This is a genomic window from Trueperella pecoris, assembly GCF_014926385.1.
Taxonomy (GTDB): domain Bacteria; phylum Actinomycetota; class Actinomycetes; order Actinomycetales; family Actinomycetaceae; genus Trueperella; species Trueperella pecoris.
In genome coordinates, this window is the sequence record NZ_CP053291.1 from 293,028 (window position 1) to 319,356 (window position 26,329).

The window sequence follows — 26,329 nt, forward strand, 5'->3', positions numbered from 1 at the left end:
CCATGTCTACGATGACGATTTCTGACCTGCGTACCCGCCGCGCCGAAACGTGGGAGAAGGCCAAGGCTTTTCTCGACGAGCGCCGCGACACCACCACCGGCTGCCTGTCCGCCGAGGACGACCAGACCTACGCCCGCATGGAAGCCGACATTGAACGGCTGACCGGCGAGATTGCCCGCGCCGAGCGCGCCCAGCGTCTGGACGCTGATCTGGCCCGCGCCACGAATGCGCCGCTGACCTCGATGCCCGGCCAGACCGGCGAGGAGACCGAACCCAAGACCGGCCGCGCCACTGCCTCCTACAAGCGTGCCTTCTGGGATGCGATGCGCCTGAACGCCTCTCCCATGGAGGTGCGCAACGCCCTGAGTGAGGGGGTTGATTCCGAGGGCGGCTACCTGGTTCCGGACGAGTTCGAGCACACCCTCGTGCAGTCGCTGGCCGACCAGAACATCATGCGCGGTCTTGCCAACGTCATCCAGACCACCAGCGGGGATCGCAAGATCCCGGTCGTGTCCACCCACGGCAGCGCCGGGTGGCTCGATGAGGGCAAGCCCTACACCGAATCCGACGAGACCTTCTCCCAGATCACGCTCTCGGCGTTCAAGCTCGGCACTTTCCTCAAGATCAGTGAGGAACTGCTCGGCGATTCGGTCTTCGACGTCGAGGCCTACCTCGCCGCTGAGTTCGCTCGCCGCATCGGTGTTGCTGAAGAGGAGGCGTTCTTGGTCGGTGACGGCAAGGGCAAGCCGACCGGCATTTTCGATGCCACCGGTGGTGGCATCTCGGATGTGACCACCGCGAAGGCCGCCGACATCACCGCCGATGAGCTCATCGACCTGCACTACAGCCTGCGCGCACCGTATCGCGCTCGGGCGGTGTGGCTGATGAACGACGCCACCGTCAAGACCGTGCGCAAGCTCAAGGACAACCAGGGCCAGTACCTATGGCAGCCAGCACTGACCACCGGTGCCCCCGGACATGATCCTGGGCAAGCCCGTGCACACCTCCACGTTCGCACCCGAGATCAAGGCGGGCGCGAAGACCGTGGCGTTCGGTGACCTGTCCTACTACTGGATCGCTGACCGGCAGGGACGCTCGTTCAAGCGCCTGAACGAACTGTTCGCCACCTCCGGCCAGGTCGGTTTCCTCGCCTCCCAGCGCCTGGACGGCAAGCTCGTCCTGCCCGAGGCCGTCAAGATCCTCACCCAGAAGGCCGGAGCCTAAAACCCCACGCAACGAATAGGAGGTGGCAGCCATGAACCACCAGCTCATCGACCAGGTCAAAGCAAACCTCATTCTCGACCACGACGAGGACGACGAGCTCATCGCCAACCTGGTGGCAGCTGCCACCTCCTATGCTTGCAGCTTCCAGCACTTGCCTGAGGACTATTACGAGGCCCACGAGATGCCAGGGACCACCAGGCAGGCGATCGTGATGCTCGCCAGTCACTTCTACGAGTCGCGTGACGGGTCCACGGCCGGGTTCTGGTCCGACAAACCCGATGCCGCCAAGGCCATGTGGGCCGCGGTGAACACGCTGCTGCGCCTTGAGCGCGAATGGAAGGTCTAACCCATGGCAGGTATCGGCAGTATGCGAGAAACCATCGACCTCATCACCCCAGTGGCCCGCAGGGATGCTGCCGGTTTCACCGCTAGCGCCGAGCAGGTGGTCGCCACGGTGCGCGCCTACCGGGAGATCCGGCACGCCAGCTCAGCGTGGGTTAACCGTGCGGCCTACACGCAGGCCACCGTCTTGTTCCGCATCCGCATGATCCCCGGGCTCACCGTCTCGGAGGTCATGCACATCGCCGCTGCCGATGGCCGCTTTGTCATCGACACCGTCGAGCCCATCGGCGGCTACATCGAGATCCTTGCCCACCGTCTGCACCCCGAAGGAACCCACCATGGCGCGCGTCCAGATCCGACTCCCCAATAAGTACATCGACAAACTCGAGGCCACCTCACGCCTGCTGGACTCTACAGCCGACGAAGTGCTGACAGCTGGCGCGAACGTGGTCGAACCACGCATGAAAACCAACCTCGCCGCCGCGATCGGGCGGGCGACCACGATGCCGTCCCGCTCAACCGGCCAGCTCATCGGAGCCCTGGGTGTCACCAGCGTGAAGGTCAACTCACGAGGCAATCACAACGTCAAGGTCGGTTTCGCCGAGAACCGCCGGGATGGCAGGTCGAATGCGCTGATTGCCAACGTGTTGGAGCATGGCAGGAGCAACCAGCCCGCCCGCCCGTTTCTGGCACCGACACGCTCGCAGACCCGGCGGGGCGCGGTGGAGGCGATGAAAACGGTGCTTAAAGCCAGGCTCGACGGGATCACACCATGACCGTCCAGCTGCTGGAAACCCTCACCATGATTGCTGACCGGCTTGATCTGCCGATCGCGGTGAGCTTGTTTAGCGCCTCGCCCGCACCGGACACCTATCTGGTGGCCACCCCGATCGGCGACACGCTGGAGGTGTTCGCCGACAACACCCCGAGCGTCGAAGTCGAAGAAGTCCGCCTCTCCCTGTTCACAACTGGCAACTACCTGCCCTGGCGCGACACGCTCACCCACGCGCTCGTCGATGCGGGGCTGGTGGTCACCGCCAGGCGCTACATCGGCTTCGAGGACGATACGGGCTACCACCACTACAGCTTCGATATCAGCTGCCACCACCCGTTTTAACGAAAGGACGCAATCCCCATGGCCACGATTGGTCTTGACAAGCTCTACTACGCCACGATTACCGAAAACCCCACCACCGGCGAGGAAACCTACGCCAGCCCGAAACCACTGGCCAAAGCGATCTCAGCGGAGTTGTCCGTCGAGGTCGCCGAGGCGATCCTCTACGCCGATGATGGGCCCAGCGAGATCGTCAAGGAGTTCAAATCCGGCACGCTCACCCTCGGCGTGGACGACCTGGGAGCAGAAGCCGCAGCAGCACTGACCGGTGCCACCCTGGATGCCAACGGGGTGCTCATCTCGTCCTCGGAAGACGGCGGCACACCGGTAGCGATCGGGTTCCGTGCCGCCCGCTCCAACGGCACCTTCCAGTACTTCTGGCTCTACCGAGTCAAGTTCGCCCTGCCAAGCACCACACTTGCCACCAAGGCCGACTCGATCACGTTCTCCACCCCGAGCATCGAGGGCACGATCCTGCGCCGCAACAAGCCAGACGCGAAGGGCCGCCACCCGTGGAAAGCCGAAGCCACCGAAGGTGACCCCAAGGTCAAGGCCGAGATCATCACCGGCTGGTACAAGTCCGTCTACGAGCCCGCCGCCACCAGCCCCGGCAAGTAAAGGAGCACCCTCATGACTGACACACCATCGATTGATGCTGCCGGGCGCAGTGCGACCGTGAGAATCGGCGGAACAGATTACGAGCTGGTGCTCACCACCAAGGCCACCCGGCTGATCGCCGAACGCTACGGCGGGCTGGACAAGCTCGGAGCCGCGTTGGAGACCTCCGAGGACCTCGCCCAGACGCTGACCGAGGTGATCTGGCTGATCACGCTGCTGGCCAACCAGTCAGTGCAGATCCACAACCTCTCCCACCTCGACAACCCGCGCCCGCAGTTGACGGAGGACGAGGTGGAGCTGCTGACGGTTCCTGCCGATATCGCCGACTACCGGGGTGCGATCGCTGAGGCACTGCAGCGAGGCACCCGCCGCGACATCCTCACCGAGCCAGCCCCAAAAGCGAGCCCGGCAGCGGACGGATAGTCGAATCCGACCAGGCAGTGTTCACCCGCCTGACCTACATCGGTTTAGCCCACCTCGGCCTTCGACTGGACGAGGTGGGCCTGATGGTCTTTGGTGAGCTCCTGGACCTGGTGGACTGCTGGCGGATCGAGACAGGACGAGCGAAACCAGCACGGGTGTGGTTCATCGACGACATCATCCCGACCGGCATCTAACCCCACTGACAGGCAGGTGAATCCTCATGGCTGACTCATCGTTTGGTCTCAAGATCGGTCTGGAAGGTGAACGCGAGTTCAAGCGGGCCATCACCGACATCAACCGTGAGATGCGGGTGCTGGGCTCGGAGATGAAACTGGTGGCCTCCCAGTTCGACAAGAACGACAAGTCCACCCAGGCACTGGCCTCCCGCAACCAGGTGCTGACCAAAGAGATCGAGACCCAAAAGTCCAAGATCGAGACGCTCAAGGCCGCGCTGGAGAACTCGGCCGCGTCGTTCGGGGAGAACGATTCGCGAACGAAGAACTGGCAGATCCAGCTCAACAACGCCGGAGCTGAGCTCAACGAGCTGGAAAAAGAGCTCAAGGCCAACAATGATGCACTCGGTGAGTTCGGTGACGAGGCCGACGGGGCAGGCGATGATGCGAAAGACGCCGCCAAGGATGCCGGGCATTTGGAGGACGCGGTCGATGATCTCGGCGACGAGATGGACGACACCGGGGATAAGACCCGTGTATTCGGGGACGTGCTCAAAGCGAACCTGGCCGCCGAGGCGATCGTCGCTGGTGTCAAGGGCATCGGCAAGGCGATCGCGAGTATCGGTCGGGGTATGGCCGATGCGTTGAAGGACGGGGTGGAGTACAACGCCCGCATGGAGCAGTACACCACCAGCTTCACCACGATGCTTGGCGATCAGGCCAAAGCCCAACAGCTGGTCAACGACCTGAAGATCCAGGCGGCGAAGACCCCGTTCGGCATGGAGGATTTGGCGAAGAACACCCAGACCCTCATGGCGTTCGGTATCAGCGCTGACGAAGCTACCCGCAGACTAGGCCAGCTCGGTGATATCTCCCAAGGTGACGCGCAGAAGATGGAGTCACTGACGTTGGCGTTCGCCCAGATGTCCTCGACGGGCAAGCTGACAGGCCAGGACCTCAACCAGATGATCAACGCCGGGTTCAACCCGCTGGAGGAGATCTCCCGCAAGACGGGCAAGTCCATCGGCGAGCTGAAAGAGGAGATGGCCAAGGGCGCGATCAGCGCGGACATGGTCGCTGACGCGTTCGCTTCGGCAACGGAAGAAGGCGGCCGTTTCCATGGGGCGATGGAAGCCCAGTCGAAAACCTTCACCGGCCAGCTCTCTACCATGCGCGACGGCATCGACAACCTCAAGGGCCTGCTCGCCCAAGGGCTGACCGACGCGCTGGCTGGCACGGTCATGCCGATGGTGGGCGGGTGGATCGATGAGCTCACCGCAGCCTTCGAAGAGGGCGGAGCCCCAGCGTTGATCGACAAGCTCGGCGAGATCCTACAAGAAGCACTCGCGTTCATCGCAGAGCAACTGCCGATGGTCGTCGAGACCGGCATGTCGATCCTGACCGCACTGCTGGAAGGCATCATCGAGGTGTTGCCGTCGGTTGCCGAGACAGCGGTGATGCTCATCGTCGCACTAGTGGAGGCGATCATCGAGGCTCTGCCGTCACTGTTGGAAGCAGCCCTGCAGATCATCACCACCTTGGTCACCGGTATCGGTGAGGCACTCCCGGAGCTCATCCCGGCGGCCGTGGAGATGATCGTCGCCCTGGTCCAAGGGCTGGTCGATAGCCTGCCGATGATCCTTGAGGCCGCGTTGCAGCTCATCTTGGGGCTCGCCCAGGGCCTGCTGGAAGCGATCCCGGTGCTCATTGAGGCACTGCCGCAGATCATCACCGCGATCGTGGAGTTCTTGGTCGGGGCGATCCCGCAGATCATCGAGACCGGTATCGCGTTGTTGACCTCCCTGGTCGAAGCGCTCCCGGAGATCATCACCGCGATCGTGACGGTGCTGCCACAAATCATCACCGGCATCATCACCACGCTGCTGTCGGCCCTGCCGCAGCTGATTGAGGCTGGCGTCAAGCTCCTCACCGCGCTGATTGGGGCGCTGCCGCAGATCATCACCACGATCGTGGCCGCGCTGCCGCAGATCATCGCAGCGATCGTCTCGGCGATCGGTGGGGCGATCCCGCAACTGGTCATGGCAGGTGTTGAGCTGCTGACCGCGTTGATCACGAACCTGCCACAGATCATCTCGACCATCGTGGCGGCCATCCCGCAGATCATCACCGGGATCGTGGGCGCGGTCGGTCAAGGGGTCGGCCAGATGGCCTCTGCAGGCGCGGACCTGGTGCGAGGCTTGTGGAACGGCATCCAGTCGCTGGCAGGCTGGCTCTGGGACAGGGTCACAAGCTGGTGTTCTGACATCTGGGACGGCATCACCGGCTTCTTCGGCATCAACTCCCCATCAAAGGAAATGGCGTGGGTCGGTGACATGCTCACCCGAGGCCTGGCCGGAGGTATCGAAGACACCGGAAGCCGAGCAGTTGCAGCTGCCGAGGACGTTGCCGCCGACACCCTTAAGGCCATGAGCGAGCTCACCAGCGGTATCGACGTGCCGATCACCACCAGCCTGGACCCGGTCGATCTGACCCCAACCCACCTGCAACCACCGCCTGCAACCACCACGAGCAGCGCTGTCGGCCAGGAGGAAGGGCGCGCAGGAGAGGTGGCGGGCATCGTCGACCATACCGCCCGTGCACTGCTGGAGGCCATGGACATCAAGGTCGTGCTCAACGACGGCACGCTGGTGGGCAAACTCGCCCCCGGCATCAACCGCCAGCTGGCCCGTATCAACTCCCACCACACGGTGCTCGCCACAGGAGGTGCCTGATGCACGGTTTCACCCTCGATACGACAGTGTCCTCAACGTCGCTGGGCCTGAGGCTCACAGGCCCGGTCGACCTACCGGTGGCCGAGCGGGTCACAGACGATATTGAGGTGGCGGGCAGGGCCGGGACGCTGACCCGCCTCGGCGGCTGGCACGACACGTCGATCACGTTGCCGCTGGCGATCACAGGCGGCCTGGCCGCCTACCACAAGGCCGCGCTGGCGCTGGGGCGGGCGGCAACCATTCACCTGTCCACCCAGCCCGGGGCCTTCCACAAGATCAAACACGTCTCCATCAGCCCGCTGCGCACGGACATGTCCTCGTGGGGATTCTTCGAGGCACACCTGGTATGCGAGCCGTTTAGCTACCTCGACTCTGGGCTGACCGCCCACACGCTCACCTCATCCGGGCAGATCACCAACCCCGGGCTAGTTGAGGCGGCACCGATCATCACGATCAAGGGCACCGGGACGCTAACGCTGACGATCAACGCAGCCACCTACCGCGTCCAGTCACCGGCAGGGCAAATCACCCTGGACTCGGCCCGGCTTGTCGCACACGTCGCGGGCCGGGTACAAACCGACGCGGTCACCGGCACGTTCCCGATCCTTACCCCAGGGTCAACCGGGTCAGTCTCAGTAGTGGCATCTCCAGAGTCGAGATCACCGGGAACTGGCGAAACCCCTAACCCGGCCCATCACTTGACCCCTCAATACGCCCGTCGCCGTGTGTCTTCGGCTGCGGGCGCACATCTGTGAAAGGAACCCCACCGATGCTCACCGTGCATGCCCCGACTGCCACCACGTTCACCGCCACCGGCGAGGGCGTCCTCGACCCGGAACTCATCGACGCCCGTGTCATTGAGGAGCTCGGCGGAGCCTACCAACTCACCATTGTCTACCCGGCTAACGGGCCGCTGGCATCACAGCTTGCAGTCGAGGCGATCATCGCAGCCCCTGTTCCCGGCACCACCATCCGGCAAGGGTTTCGCATCCACGAGGTCACCACGAGCCTGGACGGGCTGCTGGAGGTCACGGCCTTCCACCTGTTCTACGACCTGGCAGGCAACTTCATCGCCGACACCTTCGTCGTCAACAAGACCCCCAAGGCGGCCCTCGACCAGCTCCTTGGTGCTGCCACCACGAAGCACCGGTTCACCGCGACCAGCTCCGATACGACCACCAGGGCCTCTGCGCGTGTGGTGCGGATGAACCTGGCCGCCGCGATCATGAACCAGGGCTCGGACAACACGTTCGCCTCCCGGTGGGCCGGAGAGCTCACGCGCGATAACTGGCACATCCACCACGCCGCCACACGCGGCGCAGATCGTGGGGTCGTGATCCGCGATCGCAAGAACCTCACCGGCTACACCGCCACTGTCGATCTGACGAACGTGGTCACCCGGATCGTGCCGGTCGGGTTTGACGGGATCACCCTGCCCGAGCTCTACGTCGACTCACCACACGTCGATCACTACGCGATCCCACACATCAAGGTCATTCGCTACCCAGACATCAAAGCGATCGCCGACGCCGACAACCCCCGCGAGGACGAAGTACCCCTGCCGCAGGCACACGCCCTTCTTCGTCAAGCCGCCAAGGCCGAGTACGCCACCAACCACATCGATACCCCTGCCGCGAGCTACACCGTCTCATTCGTCGACCTTGCCTCCACGAGCGAGTACGCCGACCTCGCTGAACTCGAGACCGTCCTGCTGGGAGACACGGTGACGGTGCAGCACGCCGACCTGGGCGTGTCCCTATCCGCACGGGTCGTCGGCTACGAATACAACCCGTTACGACAGGCGTACGTGTCGGTAGAATTGGGGTCGGTTGCAGGGAAGTTCACCTCGATCACCCGCCAGATCACCACCGCGCAGACGGCCGCCCAGATGGCCGCTGATCTTGCTGGCGTGGCGCTGGCATCAGCGGACGGGAAATCCACCAACCATTACGGGCCGAAACAGCCCGCTGCCGCCCGCCTGGGCGACACGTGGTTCAAGGACAACGGTGAACAGATCGAGATCTGGATCTACCAGCTCACCGACACCGGCGAACCCGGCTGGGTAGCCCTCGCCACGGACCTCAACCCATGCCCAGGTCAGCGCTGAGCTCGCCGAGGCTCGCGCTGAGGTGGAGGCCGCGAAAACCGCAGCTGCAGATGCCCAAGCGGCAGCTGCCGCTGTCGCTGCTCGCCTCACCGAAGCCGAAACCGAGATCGGTCAGGCACGCGAGGCGGCCAGCCAGGCCGAAGCCACAGCGCGGGAAGCTGAGGCTGTAGCCGGAGAGGCTGGCGTGAAGGTAGCCGGGCTTGAGAGCTCAGTTTCCCAAGCGCAACACCGTGCCGATACGGCCTACGAGACGGCACGGCAGGTTCAAACCAGTAGTGAGGCCCGTTTCACTGAGCTGACGAATTCGGATAACAGCCTTGCTTCGTCACTTTCAATGATGGCCAGCGACCTGAACCTGCGTGTGCGCTCGGGCGAGATCATCTCCCAGATCAACATCTCACCCGAAACCATCTTGATTGACGGTAAACGCATACACATCACCGGCCGAACCAGTATCGATGACGCCACGATCACCACCGCAATGATCGCTAACGCGGCGATCACCGACGCGAAGATCGCCAACCTGTCGGCTGCCAAGATCACCACCGGTACGCTCGCGGCTGCCAGGATTGCGGCAGGCTCTATCACCAGTGACAAGCTCACGATCGCTGATGGGTTCATCAAGACGGCCATGATCGCGGACGCAGCGATCACGGACGCGAAAATCGGCTCGTTGTCGGCCTCGAAGATCACCACCGGCACCCTGTCTGCGGCTCGGATCGCGGCCGGATCGATCACGAGCGACAAGCTCACGATCGCAACCGGGTTCATCCAGACCGGAATGATCGCGGATGCGGCGATAACCTCGGCGAAGATCGGTGCGCTGGACGCAGGCAAAATCACCACCGGGGTGCTTAATGCCTCACGTATCGGGGCGAGGTCGATCACGGCGGACAAGCTCGCAACCAACGCCATCCAGGTGGGGCTGGCGGGGTGGACGAACTCCATTCGCATCAGCCCCACGCAGATCGCCTGGTACAACGGGTCCACGTTGGAAGGGACCATCACCTCGTCGGGGATGCGGTTCTACTACGGTTCTCGTTTCATCGGATGGACCGGGCAGCAATCGAAAGCCGGTGCAGCGGACATACGTGGTATTTCGAACTCGTTGGAGCACACCGGCGACTACATCAGCTGGTCGTACAAGACGACGTCGACGAGCACCTCCTACACGACCATGCTCACCCTGGACCCCAGGGGCAAGTTCTACGGCAAGTCGGGTATCCACCTCGGTGCCGCGCTACGCACCCACGGGCACGACTTCTACACCCAAGGAAACCGGATCATCATCCCGCAAGACTGCACCCTCAACGGTGTCGGAACCTACCCCGGCTGGGCAGGAAGCAGCGGCAGGTCCAAGGTCGTGTTCCACACCAACGACCTGTACGTGATCAGCGGCAACACCTTCTACAACATGACCAGCGTGTTCAACCGAGTCAAAGACCTCATGTCACGGATGAACTCACTGATCTCGCTGCTGAACCAAGGCTGGGTGAAAAATATCAACAGTGGCGCAAACGGCAACATCACCTGGAATTACTTCAGCAACACCGGACTGTCGTCCATGTCGACCACGTTGAGCTAACCGAACAGAAAGGACTACCTATGCGTTTCCTCCTACCGGCACACCAGATCCGCCCCTCGATCGCACTGCTTGACGACATGCCGCTGACAGGTGGCGCGTCCAGGGCACGCAGCAAACTCATCCGGCTTCTCGAGCAGACCTATGCCAGCTTCGCCGAAGACGAATACGAGCTCGTGCGCGCCCACGCCGTGTGTGATGAGGACGGTCAACCCGTCATCGACGACGACGGGACCCTCACCCTGGCCGACCCGGATCACGCCGCCGGGTTCCACGCCCAGCACCAGGCGCTGCTGGCCCAGCGCGTCGAAGTCGAAGGCCCCACCTACGAGCATCACGGCCACGACGTCCTCAGCTTCCTCGATGCCTTGGAGATGGAACTCACCGGCAGTGCGGCAGCTGCCTACGACGCGCTCTACGACGCCATCACCGAATCCCTCACCAGGGGTGAGCAGCACCCATGAGCACCCCAATCGATACACCCGTGACCGGTGAGGACGACGAGGAAGGGATCGTTGAGGTCATTGGCAGCGGCCCGAAAGCCCTCCACACTGTCTCGGCCACCCCGGCCACGGATCAACCGCCTGCCGTGCCCACCGAACACACCGGGACGATCGACCTGTACGAGCCGATCCCGGAGATCCTCACCAGCCCGGAACTCTAACGCCCAACTGCACTGCCAATAGGCCCACACCACTTCGGTGCGGGCCTTTGTCGTGTGCCCACAAACGGGAAGGAACCCACTTTCTATGTCGCTCAAAGCTATCTGGGCCACGATCCAAACCGGCCTGGCCGGGGTCGGGGCTGTCATCGGAGCGTTCCTCGGAGGCCTCGACGGCCTGGTGTACGCGCTCATCGCCTTCGTCGTATTCGACTACATCACCGGCGTGCTCGCCGCGATCGCCGAACGCCGCGTCTCCTCAGCCATCGGGTTTCGGGGCATCTCCCGCAAGATCCTCATCTTCGCCCTGATCGGACTTGCCCATCTGCTCGACGTGCACGTCATTGGAACACCCGGAGCACTACGCACCGCCACCGTCGTGTTCTACCTGTCCAACGAAGGCATCTCCCTGATCGAAAACGCCACCCGGCTCGGGCTGCCCGTACCAGCCCACATCCGCCGCGCCTTGGACCTGGTCACCCGTGACGTGACCGGCAAACCCGACCTCGAACACCACCCCAACCAAACCACCACCTCAGCAGAAAAGGAGAACCTCTGATGAAGAACTGGACCACCCTCGAAGCCGACGAAAACCGGCTGATGAACAAGCACTACAGTGCCGGGCGGAGCGGACGGAAGATCAACAAGGTCATCATTCACCACAACGCAGGCAACCTCACCATCAAGTCCATCTGGGACGTGTGGCAGACCCGCCAAGCATCCGCCCACTACCAGGTCGACTCCAACGGTCGCATCGGCCAACTCGTCTGGGACCGCGACACCGCCTGGCATGCAGGCAACTGGGAAGCCAACACCACCTCCATCGGTATCGAACACGCCGACATCTCCTCCAAGCCCTGGCGCATCTCCGAGGCCTGCCTCGACAACGGTGCTCACCTCGTCGCGGCCATCTGCCACTACTACAAGCTCGGACGACCCGTGTGGGGCAAGAACGTGTTCGGCCACAAGCATTTCTCTTCCACCGAATGCCCGGCCTCCCTTGCAGGAAGCCAGCATGCGGCCTACATGGCACGCGCCCAGTACTGGTACGACCGCATGAGCGGCACCAAGCCCGCCCCGACACCACCGGCAAAGCCCACACCGCCCACGCCCAAGCCCTCCGCCAATATCGACGCCCTTGCTGATGCGGTGACCCGTGGAGACTACGGCAACGGCGAGGAACGCAAACGCCGACTCGGAGCCAACTACGCTGCGGTGCAGAAACGCGTGAACGAGAAACTCGCCGGAGTAAGCCCCGCCAAGCCCTCCGTCAACATCGATGCACTGGCTGATGCGGTGATCCGTGGAGACTATGGCAACGGCGAGGAACGCAAGCGCCGACTCGGAGCCAACTACGCGGCCGTACAGAAGCGCGTCAACGAGAAGCTCGGCATCGGCTAACCCACACGAGAACACTCTCTGGCCCCGTCATCACCTTCATCGAGGTGGTGGCGGGGCCTTTTGTGCGTTTGCGGAGCTGGTGTTTACCGCAGGTCTTCGAACGGGTCGATGACGGACTGCACTCCACAGCTCGGGCAGATGAACGCGATACGCATGCCTTCACCTTCGCCTGCAGCAAACGGGTCAGGGACACAATCTGAGCCGCATTCTGAACAGGTTCGGTACGACTGGTCGTCGACAAACACCGGGAGTTCACGGTCGTCGTCAGTCATCTTCACCCGCCCTTGCTCTGTCACGGTTCACACGTCGATGGCTCCAGATTGTGAATTGAGCAAAGAATAGCTGCCTTATCCGAATTGGGGCGCAGATCCCAGACATGGGTGCGAACGCGGCAGGGAGGCTTTGTTTCTGCTGTCCGGTTTCGTCTGGTGCAACCGGCGTATGGGCGACCACCTTTCGCCTCGTTGCCAGGAGGGCCTGCTCATGGCTCTGAACCAGACTGATCACCATCACATCCAGATGATGCGCGCTGCAGGAGTTGCCTACTCTCGTATTGCCGCGCACCTGGACCTCAACGCCAACAGTGTCAAGACCTATTGTCTGCGACACAGAATCACCGTCGACCCTGCCGTTGAGCAGGTCACGGACCCAGTTGGAGTGTGGTGCTTGCACTGCTGCAAGCCAATCGAGCTCCGGCAAGGCTCGAAGTTCTGCTCCACCGCGTGCCGACGAGCCTGGTGGGCCACCCACCGAACCGTGGTCACCGAAGAACTGGTCTGCGCGAACTGCCACCGACAGGTCACTGTGGCTCGCACAAGCCGGGCGAAACGCAAGTACTGCTGCCACCCGTGCTACATCCAGCACCGTTTCAACACCCGTGGCGGTAAACGATGAACATGGCAGCCGAGCTGACGGCTCATCACCAACTCACGCAGGTCAAGCAGCTTCTCGAACGCAGCATCCTCACCCCACGCGAAGCCATCACCGTCTGCCAGCGCCTCGACGCCCCCGATGCGCCCTTGGCCGCCCTACAAAGAGCCAGTTTCGTTGACTATCTCGAGGGTTTGAGTGATGTATGGATACAACCTGAAACCCTGTCTGACTAGGAGAAATACCTTGAAGAGAATGGAGCAAATCACCCCGCCACCGATCAGTGCTTCTCCGCTTGTGAAAGTGGCAGCGTATGCCCGCATCAGCATGGAAACCGAACGCACACCGCTGAGTTTGTCCACCCAAGTTTCCTACTACCAGCAACTCATTCACGACACTCCCGGTTGGACGTTCGCCGGAGTGTTCGCCGATTCTGGAATCTCTGGAACCACCACACATCGACCCCAGTTCCAAGAAATGCTGGCCCTTGCCCGGGAAGGGGCAATCGACCTGATCCTCACCAAGTCGATCTCGCGATTCGCTCGCAACACCGTCGACCTGCTCGAAACCGTCCGCGAGCTGAAAGACCTCGGGGTGGAGGTGCGATTCGAAAAAGAGAACATCTCCTCAACCAGCGCTGACGGAGAACTCATGCTCACCCTGCTGGCCTCTTTCGCGCAGGCAGAATCAGAGCAAATCAGCCAAAACGTCAAGTGGCGTATCTGGAAAGGCTTCGAAGAAGGAAAAGCGAACGGCTTCCACCTGTACGGTTACACCGACTCCGCTGACGGCACCGACGTCCAGATCATCGAAGAAGAAGCAGCCGTGGTGCGCTGGATATTCGACCAGTACATGAAGAAGATCTCGTGCGAAAAGATGGCCGCGCAGCTCATCGCCGACGGCAGGGTTCCACACCTGGCTGACAACAAGTTGCCCGGCGAATGGGTCCGTCACATCCTGAAGAACCCGCACTACACCGGCGACCTCCTGTTAGGGCGATGGTCCACTCCGGAGGGTAAGCCTGGACGAGCAGTGCGCAACACCGGCCAGTTGCCGCAATACCTGGTGGAAAACGCGATCCCCGCGATCATCGACCGCGACACCTTCACCGCTGTACAAACCGAGATCGCTCGACGTCGCGAGCTCGGTGCCCGCGCGAATTGGTCCATCGAAACTGTGGCGTTGACGTCGAAGATCAAATGCGTGTCCTGCGATTGCTCGTTTGTGCGCAACGTACGCAATCCGAAAACCCAAAACTCGATCTCCACCGAGCATTGGATCTGCACCGAACGCAAGAAAGGCCGCAAAACCGGATGCGGCACCTGCGAGATCTCTGACACGGCACTCAAAGGCTTCATCGCCCGAGTCCTGGGTATCGAGGCCTTCGACGAGGACGTGTTCACCGAGCGTATCGACCACATCGACGTGCAGGGAAAAGACCGCTACACGTTCCACTACACCGATGGCACCAGCAGCTCGCACACGTGGCGACCAAACCTGAAGAAGAGCTCGTGGACCCCAGTAAGAAAAGCCGCCTGGGGTGAACTCGTGCGTACTCGCTGGGCCGAAGCCAAAAGGCTCGGGTTGGACAACCCACGGCAAGCACCAACACCACCAGAAGCGCTGGCGAAGTACCGGGCCGTGGCCAAGGCAGAGGCTGAGCGGCTGCGCGCCGAGCGAGGCGAACGCTAAATGGCCCGCACCGTCACAGCAATCCCCGCCACCCGAGCGCTCCACACTGGTGCTCCACTTGGACAAACAACCCTGCGCAGGGTCGCCGGGTATGCCCGCGTGTCCACCGACCACGACGATCAGGTCACGTCCTACGAAGCCCAAGTCGACTACTACACCCGCTACATCAGCGACCACGCAGGCTGGCAGTTCGTGAAGGTCTATACCGATGAAGGCATCACCGGCACCTCAACCAAACACCGCGCCGGATTCCAGCAGATGGTGACCGACGCGCTCGACGGCAAGATCGACCTGATCATCACCAAGAGCGTGTCCCGTTTCGCCCGCAACACCGTCGACTCGCTCACCACCGTTCGAGCGCTCAAAGACAAAGGCGTGGAGGTCTTCTTCGAGAAAGAAGGCATCTGGACCTTCGACGCAAAGGGCGAGCTCCTCATCACCATCATGAGCTCGCTGGCGCAAGAAGAAGCCCGCTCCATCTCCGAAAACGTCACCTGGGGGCACCGCAAACGCTTCGCCGACGGCAAGGTCACCGTCCCATACTCTCGGTTCCTCGGATACGACAAAGGTGAAGACGGCAGCCTCGTCATCAACCCCGAGCAAGCCAAAACTGTGCGCCGGATCTACAACATGTACTTAGGTGGCATGTCCATCGGAACGATCGCCCGCACCCTCACCGACGAACCAGAGACCTTCACCGCTGCAGGCAACAAGACCTGGTATTACCAATCCATACGAGCGATTCTCACCAACGAGAAATACAAGGGTGACGCCCTCCTGCAGAAGTCGTACATCGCTGACTACCTGACGAAACGTCAAGTCATCAACCAAGGCGAAGTACCCCAGTACTACGTCACCGCCAGCCATGAGGCGATCATCAGCCCGGCAGTGTGGGACTTCGTCCAAGCCGAAATAGCTAAAGGCGCTAGGGATCAGCGAACCCAGCATCGCACCCGCCCCTTCTCGTCGACCTTCGAGTGCGGCCAGTGTGGGCACTTCTTCGGCTCGAAAACCTGGCACGCGGGCAGTAAGTACGAAAAGGTCATCTGGCGGTGCGGCCACAAATACGCAGGCCAGGAAAAATGCGCCACAGGCACATCAGCGATCAACGACTCAAGGACATGTTTCTTAAGGCCATTCGCCTTCGATTCGGCTCATCGACCGACACAGGTGTCAACCAAGCCGTTCTCGACGCCCTCGACACGAGTGACCTGGAGGTTGAGGCCGCCGGGCTTCTCGCTCAGATCAATGAGGTGGCCAAAAAGCTCCAATCGATGATCGCCCGCAACGCACGAGTCGCTCAAGACCAGCAAGCCTACGAGAAGGCGTTCAACGCTAGCCACGAACAGCACCAGGCGCTGTTAGCTGATCACGCTGCCGTGGTCGCCGAGATCCAGCACAAAAACAACCGACTGGCCGCCTACCACTACTACAGGCAAGAGACCGCCAACCTTGAACTTGACCAGTTGGTCTTCAGCCCATACCTCTGCGTAGCTTTGCTCGAAAAAGGCACCGTCGACGTCGACGGCAATGTCACCTTTCAATTCCGCGACGGCAGCACCCAAGTAGTCGCCATCAAGCCCGAGTAAATCTCGCCATGTTACCGCTCAGCGCTTATCGTTTTCCAAATTCTCCGGAAGAACGTTTTCTGTCGATTGCTTCACGTAATTTCTCTAGCTCTGAAACTACACGATTTGTTGACTTCGCAATTTCTGATGGTTCAGTCTTAGAGGCTAGCCAAAACGGTATAGCAAGGACTGCATATAAAGGGCTAACAATAAGTGCTACTGCCGCCATCACTGAAGGTACCCAAAATTCTTTCCCAAATTCACGACTATGAAAAATGATGAAGCCGACAGCAACAAGTATGGCTAACGTATGCAATCCCCATATAGAGCCTTGATAGAAGAAGTCGGTTAGAATGCACCAGAAAAAAGCTGTAGATATTGCTGACTGTGGTAACAGGTTCCCTGTGATTGTGCCTGCGTAGTCGACAACAAAGAAGATGAGTGAGACAATAAGCCAAATACCAAGGAGTACGTGCACGGCTTCATACGCATTAGCTTTCTCAATTCTGTCTGCCACCGAAGCTGCCCAATTCGTTGCGGAATCAAAGCCAAGTACCTTTAGAATCTTGCCGAGTAGATCATAGCCGCTTGTTCCAGCAATGAACACGCCCCAAAAAACACAAGCGATGTAGGTAGAAGCAATAAAAGTCGCTAGATTATGCAACCTTTCCGAGAAGGCCGCAAGGAAGCCGTCTAATGTCATCTCACGGTACCTTTCAATGAACCAATCAGGCGGCCAAATCGTAGTTCGCGCGCGTTTGTATCCAGCGTGGCATGAAAGTTTCGTAGACCTTGTTCACCTCAGTCTTGCCCACCACCGTGAGCTTTGCCAGGAGCTCGGAGACCTCCGGCGGGGTGAAGAATTCACCGCCTGACTTTCCCGCCGAAGAGGCATACATCGTCATGAGGTACTCGTAGGCGTCACCGAAGGCGTCGATCTGAAGCGCGCCAGCAGACTCCAAGGGCAGATCGCCAATCGCGTCCAAGAGCTTGACCAACTTCTTGTTACGCTCAATCACCGTGGGCCCGAGCTTGGGTGAATTAACGTCGATGTCGGCGAACAGGCCCTTGAGGTCATTTTCTGAGGAGTGCCCCACGGCCGAGCCCTCAATAGCTTTAAAAACAGCGTCGAGCGTCTCGTTGAGGTTCTCATTCCGGGCAGCCTCACGGCGCACGTTCTCAAACAAATGCGAAGGCAGAATAAAGTAACCAAAATCGGTAACTGTGGCTTCGCGGGCAATCTCCGCGGCGGCGTCGGGAAGCGTGGCGTAATCGAAACTCGTATCGCCAGTAGCGTGTTCGTCTTTGTTCACCGCGTCGGTCAGTGCCGAAGAGATAAAGCGGTAGAAGAGCATCCCCAGCACGTAAGCCTTGAAATCCCATCCGTCCACGCTACCGCGCAAATCGTTGGCGATCCGCCAAATAGTCTTGTGAAGCTCCGCGCGCTGCGCCGTCGAAATCGAAGTTCGTGCCATGTCGGCTATTGTTTCACAACCGTGGCCAACGAGGGTGCTGTGGGCGGCGCCTGATACATTCGTGTGCATGATTACCTATCGCACCGAGGTCGGAGCCGCGAGCGCTCACCAAATATCGGGGTTCTTCGCCGGTTGGCCTGCACCTCCTAGCCCGGAAAAGTTAATCCAGGTCATGGACTCGTCCTACAGGCGTGTGTGGGCGTTCGACGGCGAGCGCGTGGTGGGCTACATCAACGCGATCAGCGATGGCGTGCTGACCGCCTTTATCCCGTGGCTCGAAGTCCATCCCGACTACCAAGGACACGGCATCGGAACGGAGCTGGTGAGGCGAATCCTTGACCAGCTCGAAGAAATGTACTCGATCGACCTTGCTTGCGATGAGGAACTGGCCGGATATTACGAGCGCCTCGGATTTTTCCCGCTGTCAGCGATGGGGAAGAGGAATCCGGGGGCGCTTGTGAGGGGCTTGCGCGCCTAGTTGCCGTGCTTGGCTGCCGTGCTTGGCCGTCCTACGATGTCGATTTTTGGACCGATCCTCATATATACGAAGATCAGTTCATTTTTCTACATCGAAGGACAGGCTCGGGCCCCAACCGGCGCCGGGCCACCCCAATCGTCCCCAACCGGCCTCCAACCCGCCGCGCCGCGCTAACATGGATGCGGAGAAGTGAGGTGGGCGCATGAGTGCACTGGACAACGTTGATTACCGCATCTGGGATTGGCTTCCCTCGGCTGCGACGGAGGTTGAGCTGTATCTTCGGCGCATGCTGACGGGCCCGAGTATCAAGGCCCATCACGTGGCTTCGCGTGCGAAGACGATTGCCTCGTTCCAAAACAAGTGCCGCCAGAAGAACTACGATGACCCGTTGGCGCAGGTGACTGACGTGGTCGCGGCACGCATCATCACCTATTCGCGCACTGACCGCGAGCGCGTGTGTGACCTGATCCGGGACCGTTTCGTGGTCAAGGAGGACGAGGATCGTAATCCTGGCGCGGAGCGTCCCTATGAGGCGCGCGGCTACGATTGCCACCACTTTATCGTGATCGGTGAAAATGCCACGAATCAGCCGTCTTGGCTGGTGGAGGGCGGGGATCTTGCTCGCTACTTTGAGGAGTTTGGTGGCTTGGAGATTCAGGTGCGCACGGTCGCGGCGCACGCCTGGGCCGAGTTTGAGCATGCGCGGCGCTACAAGGGCAAGCAGTTCCATGCCCTGTCCGAGCATGACCAAGCGACGATCGACCTCCTCTTTGCCGCCGCTGCGGATACCCGTAGCTCCCTGGATGAGATTTTTGTGGCGATTGACCGCGTGATTGCTCGGCCGGCGGTGGAGTCGTGGCGGCCGGAGGAAGAGCGCGAGGACAAGCCGGTTGCTCCCGAGTGGGGGCAGGGTGGCGCGGAGGCGGATTCGCCGATTGATGAGGAGAGTCTTCGCAGGTTGCTTAACGTGGTTTACCCGCGCGATAAGCGTCCGACGAAGGCGGGCTTGGCCTTCGGGCTCGAGCTCGTCGAGGCCTGCGGGCTGAAAACGATGGGCGAGCTTGCCGCGACTTTGAGGAAGGTCGATAGCGAGCGCGTCCAGGAGCTGATGTCCTACGACATGTCGGTGACGCAGGTGCGTCGCCTGGACGACGATCTTCTTGCCGTCTTCGGCGACGAATACCTGGCCACCGCGGGGCATGCTGGCAACCGTCCGCAGCGTCCGGAGCAGTTGGGCTGGCGTTACGACCGTATCCGCGGCAAGGTTTAGGTCACGACGCCGTCGCCAACGTTACTTCGTGAGTGCGCCGATCTTGAACTGGGCGAGCGTCCTTGAGACCTCGCCGCCGCCGTGCTCGTCGTTGAATTTTGTGCTGCCGTCGGTGCCGCAAATGCCCATGATTCGCTTAGAGCCTCCCGGGTGCCTGTTGATCCAGGTGGTGAGGTCGTAGACGTTGCCATCGATGGCGGACCAGCACGAGTCGGCGTTGTTGTGGCGGGCTGCCTGGTCGAGTGCGTAGTTCTCGGCTGCCGTGGTGGCAGTGGTTGAGGGGGGAAGCGGCTTGGGCGCCCCACACTGCTTGGGCCCCTGAATGGCAACCAGCACGATGAAGATGAGCGCAGTGACGGCTGCCGGCCCGGTCAGCATGCGTGCGGGCAGGGCGAGCGATTCGCCCGTTTCCTTTGCGAGAAGCAGGCCGGCGAAGGATGCCTAGGTGAAGGCGGCCCCGAGCGTCGCGGTGATCGCGCGGAGACGCGCGGTTGTCATGGAGGCAAGTAAGAACAGAATGGACAGCGTTACCAGGACAACGGGGAGGTGAACCGCGAGGGGATGCAGAGGAATATTCATGAGCGCGAGCAAACTTTAGTCCTAGATTGCCTAGGCTGGGCCGCTAGGGATAGCCTACGCGAATCGGCTGAGGTGTCCCGAACTGGTTGTACGCGTGGGCGTCGCTTGTGCTGGTTCTGATCGCCCGTGGCGTGAGGGAGGAAAAATGTCGGAGTGCTCCGGTAGCGTGAACGCATGCGTACAACAGCTTCGGAATGGAATGAGCGCTACTCCTCCTCGAACCAGGTGTGGAGTGGTCAGCCCAACGGTTTGCTCCTGCGGGAGGTAGAGGGCCTCGCGCCCGGCACGGCCCTCGATGTGGGGGCCGGTGAGGGTGCCGACGCCGTGTGGCTGGTCTCCCGCGGATGGCAAGTGACGGCCGTGGATATCTCCTCGGTGGCAATCGATCGGGCGCGCAAGGCGGCCGATGCCGCTGGCGCCAACGTGGATTGGCGCGTGGGGGATATCGCTGAGGTCACAGGGCAGTTTGACTTGGTCACTGCTTTCTACCCCGTTGTCCCGAAGGAGGGGCAGATGTTCGCCCGCATCCGCGATCTCGTTGCACCTGGCGGAACTCTCCTCTTCGTCCACCACGTTCCGGGCCACGGCCACCCTGAGCACGGCCACCCTGAGCACGGCCACCCTCAGTCGGGCGGCCCCGAGCGCGGCCACCAGGAGCAAGGCGCTCACGGGCATGCCCATGCGCACGGTCACCGTGGCCCGGACTTCGAGATGTTCATGACGCCGGCCGATGCGCGTGCGGCGCTGGGTCACGGCTGGGAGGTCGTCAAGGATGAGGTGGTGGATCGTCACGTTGACGGCGGAGCCGGGGCTCATCACCGGTTTGACGGGCTCCTGCGCGCGGTCAAGAGGGGGAGATAGGCATGATGCTGCATCGCTATCGCGCTACCGGCGCGGATCTTCCTTTCGCTGACCTGAGGCTGTCCCATCCCGGCGTCGCGATGGAGGGCTACTATTGGAAAGTCACCGATCCCTCCGCCGGGCGTGTGCTCATCGCGGGTATTGGGGTCAACCAGGGGCCAGATGGGCCTTGGGCAACCCTCTTCCTTGGGGCGTCCAACGGTTTCGTGCGCGAGCTCGCGTTACCGGGCGCCCAGGCGGGAGAGGACGGCGTGTGGGCACGTTCTGGTGACGCCTTTTATGGCGATGGCCGCAGGCTGATCGTGGACCTTGGGCCGGATGCCCGGTTGGACCTCACCTTTTCCGGTGTGGAGGGCTGGCCACGGCGGGCACTTGGCGGCTCGAGTATTTTCCAGTGCGTGCCGGGCCTGAACCAATACTGGCACCCGTGGATACTCGGCGGTGTTGTTAACGGCGTGGCTACGATCGGCGACGAGACGTGGGACTTGCGCGGGGCCCAACTCTACGCAGAAAAGAACTGGGGGCGCGAAGGATTCCCCGAGGCCTGGTGGTGGGGCCAGGGGCAGGGCTTTGCGGGCGGGGCCTCCGTAGCATTCGCGGGCGGCAAAGTGACCGCCGGCAAACTCCACACCACGGTCACGGCGTTGGTCGTCCGGCTTCCCGATGGTCGAGTGATCCGTCTGGGCAACCCGGGCACGTCACCCGTGCGTGCGAACGTGCGCCCGGGCCGTTGGGAGCTACGCGGAAGGTCGGTTCGATGGGCCATCACCGTGGACGCGCAGGCGCCCACCGAAGACGCGCTCATACTTCCTGTCCCGCTGCCTAGTCACAACATCAATGTCCCTGGCGATCTGGAAAACCTGACCGGGTCGATGCGGGTGTCGGTGCGCCACCGGGCGGGCCTTGGGCGGTGGAAAACCGTGTGGTCGGGTTCGACCGATCTTGCGGCACTCGAAATAGGTGGACTCGAGCGTGCCGCCCAGGAGGCCTCGCGCCGGCGCAAACAATAACGTCGGCTTGAGCTTGGGCTCAGGCCCGGGCCCAAGCCCACCATCGTGAGACTGTGAAGGAGACTGATGACGAAGGCACGCATGCAGAAGCTGGTGCCCGCGCTTGTGATTGCCTTGGCGGGCCTGATCATCGGCGTTGTACTTGCCAATGCGCTCGGCGCGGGCGAGCCCGAGGCCAAGCGGATGTCCGCCGGAGTCCCTGAGGGGCAACGCCCGGCGATTGGCCCCACGGCGCCGACGCACGTGCAAAATCCAGGGGCGCCAGACTTCGCCTCGATCGAACAGCGCGTGGCCGACGATCCGCTGGCTCTTGGCGACGCGGCTGCGCCCGTCGTCATGCTCGCCTTTTCCGACTACCAGTGCCCATTCTGTGCGCTGTGGACCGATCGCACCCTGCCGGTCATGAAGAAATACGTCAAGGAGGGGCAACTGCGGATCGAATGGCACGACATCTCGATCTTCGGCGAAGACTCCGAGCGTGCCGCGCTCGCGGCCCTAGCGGCGGGAGCCCAAGGAAGATTCTGGGACTTCCACGACGAGCTCTTCGCAGGTGGCCGCATTCGTCAGCCTCAGCAGCTCTCACACGACGAGCTCGTGGCGGTTGCGGACAAGCTTGGGCTCGACGTCGCGAAATTCTTAGCGGACCTGGCCGCACCCGAAACAGCCCAAACGGTGGCCAAGAATAAGGCGCTCGGATCGGACCTGGGCGTGTACTCGACGCCCGTCTTTGTGATCAACGGAAAACCTATTATTGGGGCCCAGCCCGAGGCGACTTTTACGGACGCCGTCGAGGCCGCCCTGAAGGAGGCCGGACGATGATTGACATTGGCTTTGTCACCGCTTTCTTGGGTGGCGCGCTCGCCCTGCTTTCCCCGTGCGCGGCGCTCCTTCTGCCGGCCTATTTCGCGTCCACCATGGGGGTGCCCCGGCTCGTGGGTAACACGATCGTCTTCTACCTGGGCCTCTTGCTCGTGCTCGTGCCGTTGGGCGTGGGCGCCGGCGCGTTCGGCTCCCTCTTCGTCCTTCACCGCACGGCGTTTATCACCGGCTCGTCGATACTGCTGATCGCCTTGGGGCTCGCACAGATCTTCGGCTTCGGCTTTGACGCGGCGAAGATCGTGCCCGGCCATAGCCGGATGGAAGTCGAGCAAAAGGCGGCAACGGGTCTGTTCAAGACCTTCCTCTTGGGGACGACCAGCGGTCTGGCAGGCTTCTGCGCCGGCCCCATCCTAGGCGCCGTGTTGACCATGGCCGCGGCCTCCGGCGACGTTCTCACCGCCGGCCTCCTCCTTGCCGCTTACGGGGCGGGGATGGTCGTTCCTCTGCTGATCATCGCGGCATTGTGGCGTCCGCTCGGGCGCCGCGGGCGCGCGTTCCTGCGCGGGCGCACCTTCTCCGCCTTTGGGCGCGAGTTCCACACCACCTCCGTGGTCTCCGGCCTGCTCGTCATCGGCATCGGCGTCTTGTTCTGGGCGACGAACGGCCTCGTCGGAGTCCCCGAGCTCATCCCGCTTTCGACTCAAGCGGGCCTGCAGCTGGCCGCGCTCCGCCTCGCCAACGTGTGGGTTGACCTCGTCGGCGTCGTCCTTGCCGCCGCCATCGTCCTCGTGCTCTGGGCTAGGAAGTCTCGCGACGCCGTTGGCCCGGCCACGCCCGAAGCCGGCGGAATACCCCAAGGCGCGTCCCGCGGGGCCGAGCAACGCGCCGTCGGAACGCCCGGGTTCGACGCGATCGGTGCGTACCAGCAACGGCGCAATTTCATCGCCCCGGATGTGCGCAAAGAGGGCACGCCATGAGTCGGCGCACGGCACGGGCATTGATCGTCCTCGCGGCGGCGATCGTGGGCGTGAGCGCCTGCGCGCCAACTCCCAGTGAGGAGGCGGACGTCAATCGCGAGGTTCGGACCAAGGTCAGCGCGCCCGCCACGGTGGACGTGTCGGAGATGAACGTGCCCGTCTCGCTCCAAGGGCTGAAGGTCTACGACCCGGAATGGGTCGTCATGCCGCAATATGCCCAGGAGGTCTACATCGCTCCGCGGGACGTGGGGCATGCGCTTGAGTACGTCGCCATGTCGACCTCCGGCGAGGCCCTGTGGGCCGTCGAACGTCCACGTAGCTGCACCGGGTTCCTCGTGACCGAAACCAGTGATGGCCGCCCGCTTGCCGTCCTCCTCGATAGCCATACGAGCGCCGACAAACTGGCGGGCATTACCGCCACGGCACACGACCTGCGCACGGGCGAGGTCGTGTGGGGGCCGGTCGAGGTGCCAGGCACCTACAGCGGGCCCGGACTCGTCTTCGCCTCGACCCCTCGCGGCGTCGTCTCCGAGGGCAGCCAGCGTGTGGCGCTCGACCGCGACACCGGATCAATCGTCGCGGGCCAATCCGTCGAGGAGCGCGTTCTCGGCGACGTTCACGGAACCCTCATCACGCTAAACGGCAGCGTCCTCGCGGCGCGCGATTCACACGTGGCGGGCGAAAAGTGGCGCCTCGACGTCGTCGAACAGGGCTGGGATCCGCAGCAGATTCGCGCGGCGGTTGACGAAAATGCGGCCACGCACTATGCCCGGCTGACGATCAATCAGGGCCCTGGCCCGGTCATCGACATCCGTGACGGCACGATCCTCCACGCGGCCGCTAGGGATATGGGCGAGGATCCGCTGACGGGCTCCGTCGTCGTCCTTACTGAAGATGGGCTGACATCCTACGACGCCGAACACCGGCAGTTGTGGTCGACGTCGGCGCTTCCTGACACAACCATTCAGACAGTCGGCGGGGTTTTCGTCTACGTGCGTGAGGGGGAGACGATCCGAGTTCACAACGTCCTCACCGGTGCGATCGCTCAGGCCTACCTCTACGATCATCCCGGGACGATCCTCGTGCCGGCCCACCTCGGGCCGACGGGCGCGGCGCTCGTCTTCGACAAGAACGGATACGTCCTCCTCATCACCGTGCCACCGTTAGGGGAGCGCTGATGGCAGAACCAACGCCGCGGTTGAGGCCGCTTCGACTCTCCGACGCGCAAGACGTCCTCGCCGCATTCGAGTCCAACCCAGACATGGCCCACCAGGGCAACATCGTCACTTCGGAGCGCGCCGAACAATTTGTTCGCACCCTCGTGGAGTACCCGGATCAGCACCCGTGGGCGGTCGACCTCGAGGGGAGGCTCGTCGGGCTCGTCGCCATCACGGTCGATCCGCGGCATCGCACCGGATGGTTCTGGTATTGGATGCACAACGACTTCCGCGGGCGCGGCTGGATGAGCCGGGCCGCTGCCACCCTCGCCCAGTGGGCGCTAGACGACGCCGTCGTGGAACGCCTTGAGCTCGCTCACCGGACGAACAACCCGGCCTCCGGGGCGGTGGCTCGCGCTGCCGGATTCGTTCGGGAGGGCACCGAGCGCGGGAAGTTCCTCATCAACGGCAAACGCATTGACGTGGCCACCTACGGGCGCCTGCGCAGCGATCCCGCCCCTCCTCGTGTTCGACTGATGGGTAGCGAATTGTCTTGCCTGGCTTACACTGATACCACACCCGCCCCAGCTAAGGAAAAGTCATGAATATCCGCAAAATTGCCGGCCTCGCGATCGCCGTGAGCTTCGCCCTTGGCGCGTGCTCCAACTCCGCTTCAGACGCCGGTACGCAAAGCGCCACCACGAGCACGCAAAGCGCCACCGCTCCGGCTACGCAAAATTCCCAGTCTGCTCAGACGAAGATGCCCGAAGAGACAGCCGCGGCCACGACCGGCGGCAAGGCCTCCATCGACGAGTTTGAGGCGGCGATGATGGACGTGGCCAAGGCAGCCCTCGCCAAACAACCCCAAGGGAATCAGGAGCTCTCCGAGGGGCTGCTGAAGATCTTCGTCAAGTGCATCGCGTCAAAGTCTTACGACGCTCTCTCGGCCGATCTCGTCAATCGTGCGGTCTCGGGCAATGTGTTGCCCACAGCCTCGCCAGAGGATCAGGAAGCTCTGAAGGCGGCCTTTGCTCAGTGCAAGCCTGCGGGAGCAGGCACCGGCAAGTAGGTAGCGCCGGGAGTTGGCGCAGCCGCTGTTCGTTGACGCAGCTGCCGGAAGACAGCGCAACGTCCGGCGAACGTTCACATCGTGCCTGTTCGCCGGCAGGATATCACCCTCGCACGGTCAGGTAAGG

At 62.2% G+C, this 26,329-nt stretch carries 32 protein-coding genes and 2 pseudogenes; 29 read left to right on the plus strand and 5 right to left on the minus strand.

Annotation, left to right across the window (positions count from 1 at the left end; all coding sequences use genetic code 11):
- The first annotated feature begins 2 nt into the window (after positions 1 to 2).
- From HLG82_RS01375 to HLG82_RS01445, 16 genes and pseudogenes are all read left to right on the plus strand, one after another.
- Positions 3 to 1,224: pseudogene (locus HLG82_RS01375) on the plus strand (phage major capsid protein).
- A gap of 31 nt (positions 1,225 to 1,255) precedes the next feature.
- The gene (locus HLG82_RS01380) at positions 1,256 to 1,570 is read left to right on the plus strand and encodes a head-tail connector protein (RefSeq protein WP_193326968.1); all 315 of its coding nucleotides are present in this window, start codon (positions 1,256 to 1,258) and stop codon (positions 1,568 to 1,570) included.
- A gap of 3 nt (positions 1,571 to 1,573) precedes the next feature.
- Complete coding sequence (locus HLG82_RS01385) at positions 1,574 to 1,936, plus strand: phage head completion protein (protein WP_193326969.1); 363 nt, start codon at positions 1,574 to 1,576, stop codon at positions 1,934 to 1,936.
- Positions 1,905 to 2,342: an HK97-gp10 family putative phage morphogenesis protein gene (locus tag HLG82_RS01390; protein WP_193326970.1), complete on the plus strand. Its 438-nt coding sequence runs from the start codon at positions 1,905 to 1,907 to the stop codon at positions 2,340 to 2,342. Before HLG82_RS01385 ends, HLG82_RS01390 begins: the two co-directional genes overlap by 32 nt.
- Complete coding sequence (locus tag HLG82_RS01395; RefSeq protein ID WP_193326971.1) at positions 2,339 to 2,683, plus strand: hypothetical protein; 345 nt, start codon at positions 2,339 to 2,341, stop codon at positions 2,681 to 2,683. The genes HLG82_RS01390 and HLG82_RS01395 overlap by 4 nt, the downstream gene beginning before the upstream one ends.
- An 18-nt stretch (positions 2,684 to 2,701) precedes the next feature.
- Positions 2,702 to 3,298 carry a major tail protein gene (locus tag HLG82_RS01400; protein ID WP_193326972.1) on the plus strand — a complete coding sequence of 199 codons (597 nt, stop codon included), beginning with the start codon at positions 2,702 to 2,704 and terminating at the stop codon, positions 3,296 to 3,298.
- Positions 3,299 to 3,310: 12 nt separating this feature from the next.
- Entirely contained in the window at positions 3,311 to 3,721 is a 411-nt protein-coding gene (locus tag HLG82_RS01405; protein WP_193326973.1) for a hypothetical protein, read from the plus strand.
- A 17-nt stretch (positions 3,722 to 3,738) separates the two neighbouring features.
- A complete protein-coding gene (locus HLG82_RS01410) occupies positions 3,739 to 3,915 on the plus strand; it encodes a hypothetical protein (RefSeq protein ID WP_193326974.1) in 177 nt (58 codons plus the stop codon).
- Between the two features lie 26 nt (positions 3,916 to 3,941).
- A complete protein-coding gene (locus HLG82_RS01415) occupies positions 3,942 to 6,626 on the plus strand; it encodes a phage tail protein (protein ID WP_193326975.1) in 2,685 nt (894 codons plus the stop codon).
- Positions 6,626 to 7,381, plus strand: a complete 756-nt coding sequence (locus tag HLG82_RS01420; protein WP_500814659.1) for a hypothetical protein — start codon at positions 6,626 to 6,628, stop codon at positions 7,379 to 7,381. The genes HLG82_RS01415 and HLG82_RS01420 overlap by 1 nt, the downstream gene beginning before the upstream one ends.
- A 14-nt stretch (positions 7,382 to 7,395) precedes the next feature.
- A complete protein-coding gene (locus HLG82_RS10615) occupies positions 7,396 to 8,733 on the plus strand; it encodes a phage tail spike protein (RefSeq protein ID WP_255313914.1) in 1,338 nt (445 codons plus the stop codon).
- A 22-nt stretch (positions 8,734 to 8,755) separates the two neighbouring features.
- Positions 8,756 to 10,318 carry a gp58-like family protein gene (locus tag HLG82_RS10620; RefSeq protein ID WP_255313915.1) on the plus strand — a complete coding sequence of 521 codons (1,563 nt, stop codon included), beginning with the start codon at positions 8,756 to 8,758 and terminating at the stop codon, positions 10,316 to 10,318.
- A gap of 20 nt (positions 10,319 to 10,338) precedes the next feature.
- Positions 10,339 to 10,779, plus strand: a complete 441-nt coding sequence (locus HLG82_RS01430; protein WP_193326976.1) for a DUF1617 family protein — start codon at positions 10,339 to 10,341, stop codon at positions 10,777 to 10,779.
- On the plus strand, positions 10,776 to 10,979 hold the full coding sequence (locus HLG82_RS01435; RefSeq protein ID WP_193326977.1) for a hypothetical protein: 204 nt from the start codon (positions 10,776 to 10,778) through the stop codon (positions 10,977 to 10,979). Before HLG82_RS01430 ends, HLG82_RS01435 begins: the two co-directional genes overlap by 4 nt.
- 85 nt (positions 10,980 to 11,064) lie before the next feature.
- Positions 11,065 to 11,535, plus strand: coding sequence for a phage holin family protein (locus HLG82_RS01440; RefSeq protein ID WP_065415356.1), 471 nt, complete (start codon positions 11,065 to 11,067; stop codon positions 11,533 to 11,535).
- Entirely contained in the window at positions 11,535 to 12,377 is an 843-nt protein-coding gene (locus HLG82_RS01445; protein WP_193326978.1) for an N-acetylmuramoyl-L-alanine amidase, read from the plus strand. Before HLG82_RS01440 ends, HLG82_RS01445 begins: the two co-directional genes overlap by 1 nt.
- Positions 12,378 to 12,460: 83 nt before the next feature.
- Here the strand turns inward: HLG82_RS01445 and HLG82_RS01450 are convergent, their stop codons facing one another.
- Positions 12,461 to 12,649, minus strand: a complete 189-nt coding sequence (locus HLG82_RS01450) for a hypothetical protein (protein ID WP_193326979.1) — start codon at positions 12,647 to 12,649, stop codon at positions 12,461 to 12,463.
- 624 nt (positions 12,650 to 13,273) lie between these two features.
- On the opposite strand from HLG82_RS01450, the gene HLG82_RS01455 reads away from it, so the two are divergent.
- The 4 genes from HLG82_RS01455 to HLG82_RS10625 all read left to right on the plus strand — a co-directional run bounded on the left by HLG82_RS01455 (position 13,274) and on the right by HLG82_RS10625 (position 16,528).
- Complete coding sequence (locus HLG82_RS01455) at positions 13,274 to 13,483, plus strand: dihydroorotase (RefSeq protein ID WP_255313916.1); 210 nt, start codon at positions 13,274 to 13,276, stop codon at positions 13,481 to 13,483.
- Between the two features lie 67 nt (positions 13,484 to 13,550).
- On the plus strand, positions 13,551 to 14,939 hold the full coding sequence (locus tag HLG82_RS01460) for a recombinase family protein (RefSeq protein ID WP_255313917.1): 1,389 nt from the start codon (positions 13,551 to 13,553) through the stop codon (positions 14,937 to 14,939).
- Positions 14,940 to 16,217 (plus strand): recombinase family protein, encoded by a 1,278-nt coding sequence (locus HLG82_RS01465; protein WP_439654666.1) that lies wholly within the window; start codon positions 14,940 to 14,942, stop codon positions 16,215 to 16,217.
- Positions 16,214 to 16,528 carry a hypothetical protein gene (locus HLG82_RS10625; protein WP_439654667.1) on the plus strand — a complete coding sequence of 105 codons (315 nt, stop codon included), beginning with the start codon at positions 16,214 to 16,216 and terminating at the stop codon, positions 16,526 to 16,528. The genes HLG82_RS01465 and HLG82_RS10625 overlap by 4 nt, the downstream gene beginning before the upstream one ends.
- Positions 16,529 to 16,553: 25 nt before the next feature.
- Here the strand turns inward: HLG82_RS10625 and HLG82_RS01470 are convergent, their stop codons facing one another.
- Positions 16,554 to 17,210 carry a hypothetical protein gene (locus HLG82_RS01470; protein ID WP_193326982.1) on the minus strand — a complete coding sequence of 219 codons (657 nt, stop codon included), beginning with the start codon at positions 17,208 to 17,210 and terminating at the stop codon, positions 16,554 to 16,556.
- Between the two features lie 79 nt (positions 17,211 to 17,289).
- A pseudogene (locus HLG82_RS01475) lies at positions 17,290 to 17,982 on the minus strand (type I restriction-modification system subunit M); the annotation flags it as partial.
- Between the two features lie 67 nt (positions 17,983 to 18,049).
- Between HLG82_RS01475 and HLG82_RS01480 the strand changes: the two are divergent.
- Both HLG82_RS01480 and HLG82_RS01485 read left to right on the plus strand, forming a co-directional pair.
- Entirely contained in the window at positions 18,050 to 18,460 is a 411-nt protein-coding gene (locus HLG82_RS01480) for a GNAT family N-acetyltransferase (RefSeq protein ID WP_193326984.1), read from the plus strand.
- A gap of 202 nt (positions 18,461 to 18,662) precedes the next feature.
- The gene (locus HLG82_RS01485; RefSeq protein WP_193326985.1) at positions 18,663 to 19,730 is read left to right on the plus strand and encodes a GTP pyrophosphokinase; all 1,068 of its coding nucleotides are present in this window, start codon (positions 18,663 to 18,665) and stop codon (positions 19,728 to 19,730) included.
- 21 nt (positions 19,731 to 19,751) lie between these two features.
- Here the strand turns inward: HLG82_RS01485 and HLG82_RS01490 are convergent, their stop codons facing one another.
- Positions 19,752 to 20,108 carry a cytochrome b5 domain-containing protein gene (locus HLG82_RS01490; protein WP_193326986.1) on the minus strand — a complete coding sequence of 119 codons (357 nt, stop codon included), beginning with the start codon at positions 20,106 to 20,108 and terminating at the stop codon, positions 19,752 to 19,754.
- Between the two features lie 63 nt (positions 20,109 to 20,171).
- The gene (locus HLG82_RS01495; RefSeq protein WP_193326987.1) at positions 20,172 to 20,309 is read right to left on the minus strand and encodes a DUF2231 domain-containing protein; all 138 of its coding nucleotides are present in this window, start codon (positions 20,307 to 20,309) and stop codon (positions 20,172 to 20,174) included.
- A gap of 174 nt (positions 20,310 to 20,483) precedes the next feature.
- Here HLG82_RS01495 and HLG82_RS01500 point away from each other — a divergent pair, with 174 nt between their 5' ends.
- From HLG82_RS01500 to HLG82_RS01530, 7 genes are all read left to right on the plus strand, one after another.
- A complete protein-coding gene (locus HLG82_RS01500) occupies positions 20,484 to 21,170 on the plus strand; it encodes a class I SAM-dependent methyltransferase (protein ID WP_193326988.1) in 687 nt (228 codons plus the stop codon).
- Positions 21,171 to 21,172: 2 nt separating this feature from the next.
- The gene (locus HLG82_RS01505) at positions 21,173 to 22,180 is read left to right on the plus strand and encodes a tocopherol cyclase family protein (protein WP_193326989.1); all 1,008 of its coding nucleotides are present in this window, start codon (positions 21,173 to 21,175) and stop codon (positions 22,178 to 22,180) included.
- A 66-nt stretch (positions 22,181 to 22,246) separates the two neighbouring features.
- On the plus strand, positions 22,247 to 22,999 hold the full coding sequence (locus HLG82_RS01510; RefSeq protein WP_193326990.1) for a DsbA family protein: 753 nt from the start codon (positions 22,247 to 22,249) through the stop codon (positions 22,997 to 22,999).
- Positions 22,996 to 23,976: a cytochrome c biogenesis CcdA family protein gene (locus tag HLG82_RS01515; protein WP_216858952.1), complete on the plus strand. Its 981-nt coding sequence runs from the start codon at positions 22,996 to 22,998 to the stop codon at positions 23,974 to 23,976. The genes HLG82_RS01510 and HLG82_RS01515 overlap by 4 nt, the downstream gene beginning before the upstream one ends.
- Positions 23,973 to 25,154: a hypothetical protein gene (locus HLG82_RS01520; protein ID WP_193326991.1), complete on the plus strand. Its 1,182-nt coding sequence runs from the start codon at positions 23,973 to 23,975 to the stop codon at positions 25,152 to 25,154. Before HLG82_RS01515 ends, HLG82_RS01520 begins: the two co-directional genes overlap by 4 nt.
- On the plus strand, positions 25,154 to 25,738 hold the full coding sequence (locus HLG82_RS01525; protein ID WP_193326992.1) for a GNAT family N-acetyltransferase: 585 nt from the start codon (positions 25,154 to 25,156) through the stop codon (positions 25,736 to 25,738). Before HLG82_RS01520 ends, HLG82_RS01525 begins: the two co-directional genes overlap by 1 nt.
- Positions 25,735 to 26,202: a hypothetical protein gene (locus tag HLG82_RS01530; RefSeq protein ID WP_193326993.1), complete on the plus strand. Its 468-nt coding sequence runs from the start codon at positions 25,735 to 25,737 to the stop codon at positions 26,200 to 26,202. The genes HLG82_RS01525 and HLG82_RS01530 overlap by 4 nt, the downstream gene beginning before the upstream one ends.
- Positions 26,203 to 26,329 lie beyond the last annotated feature (127 nt).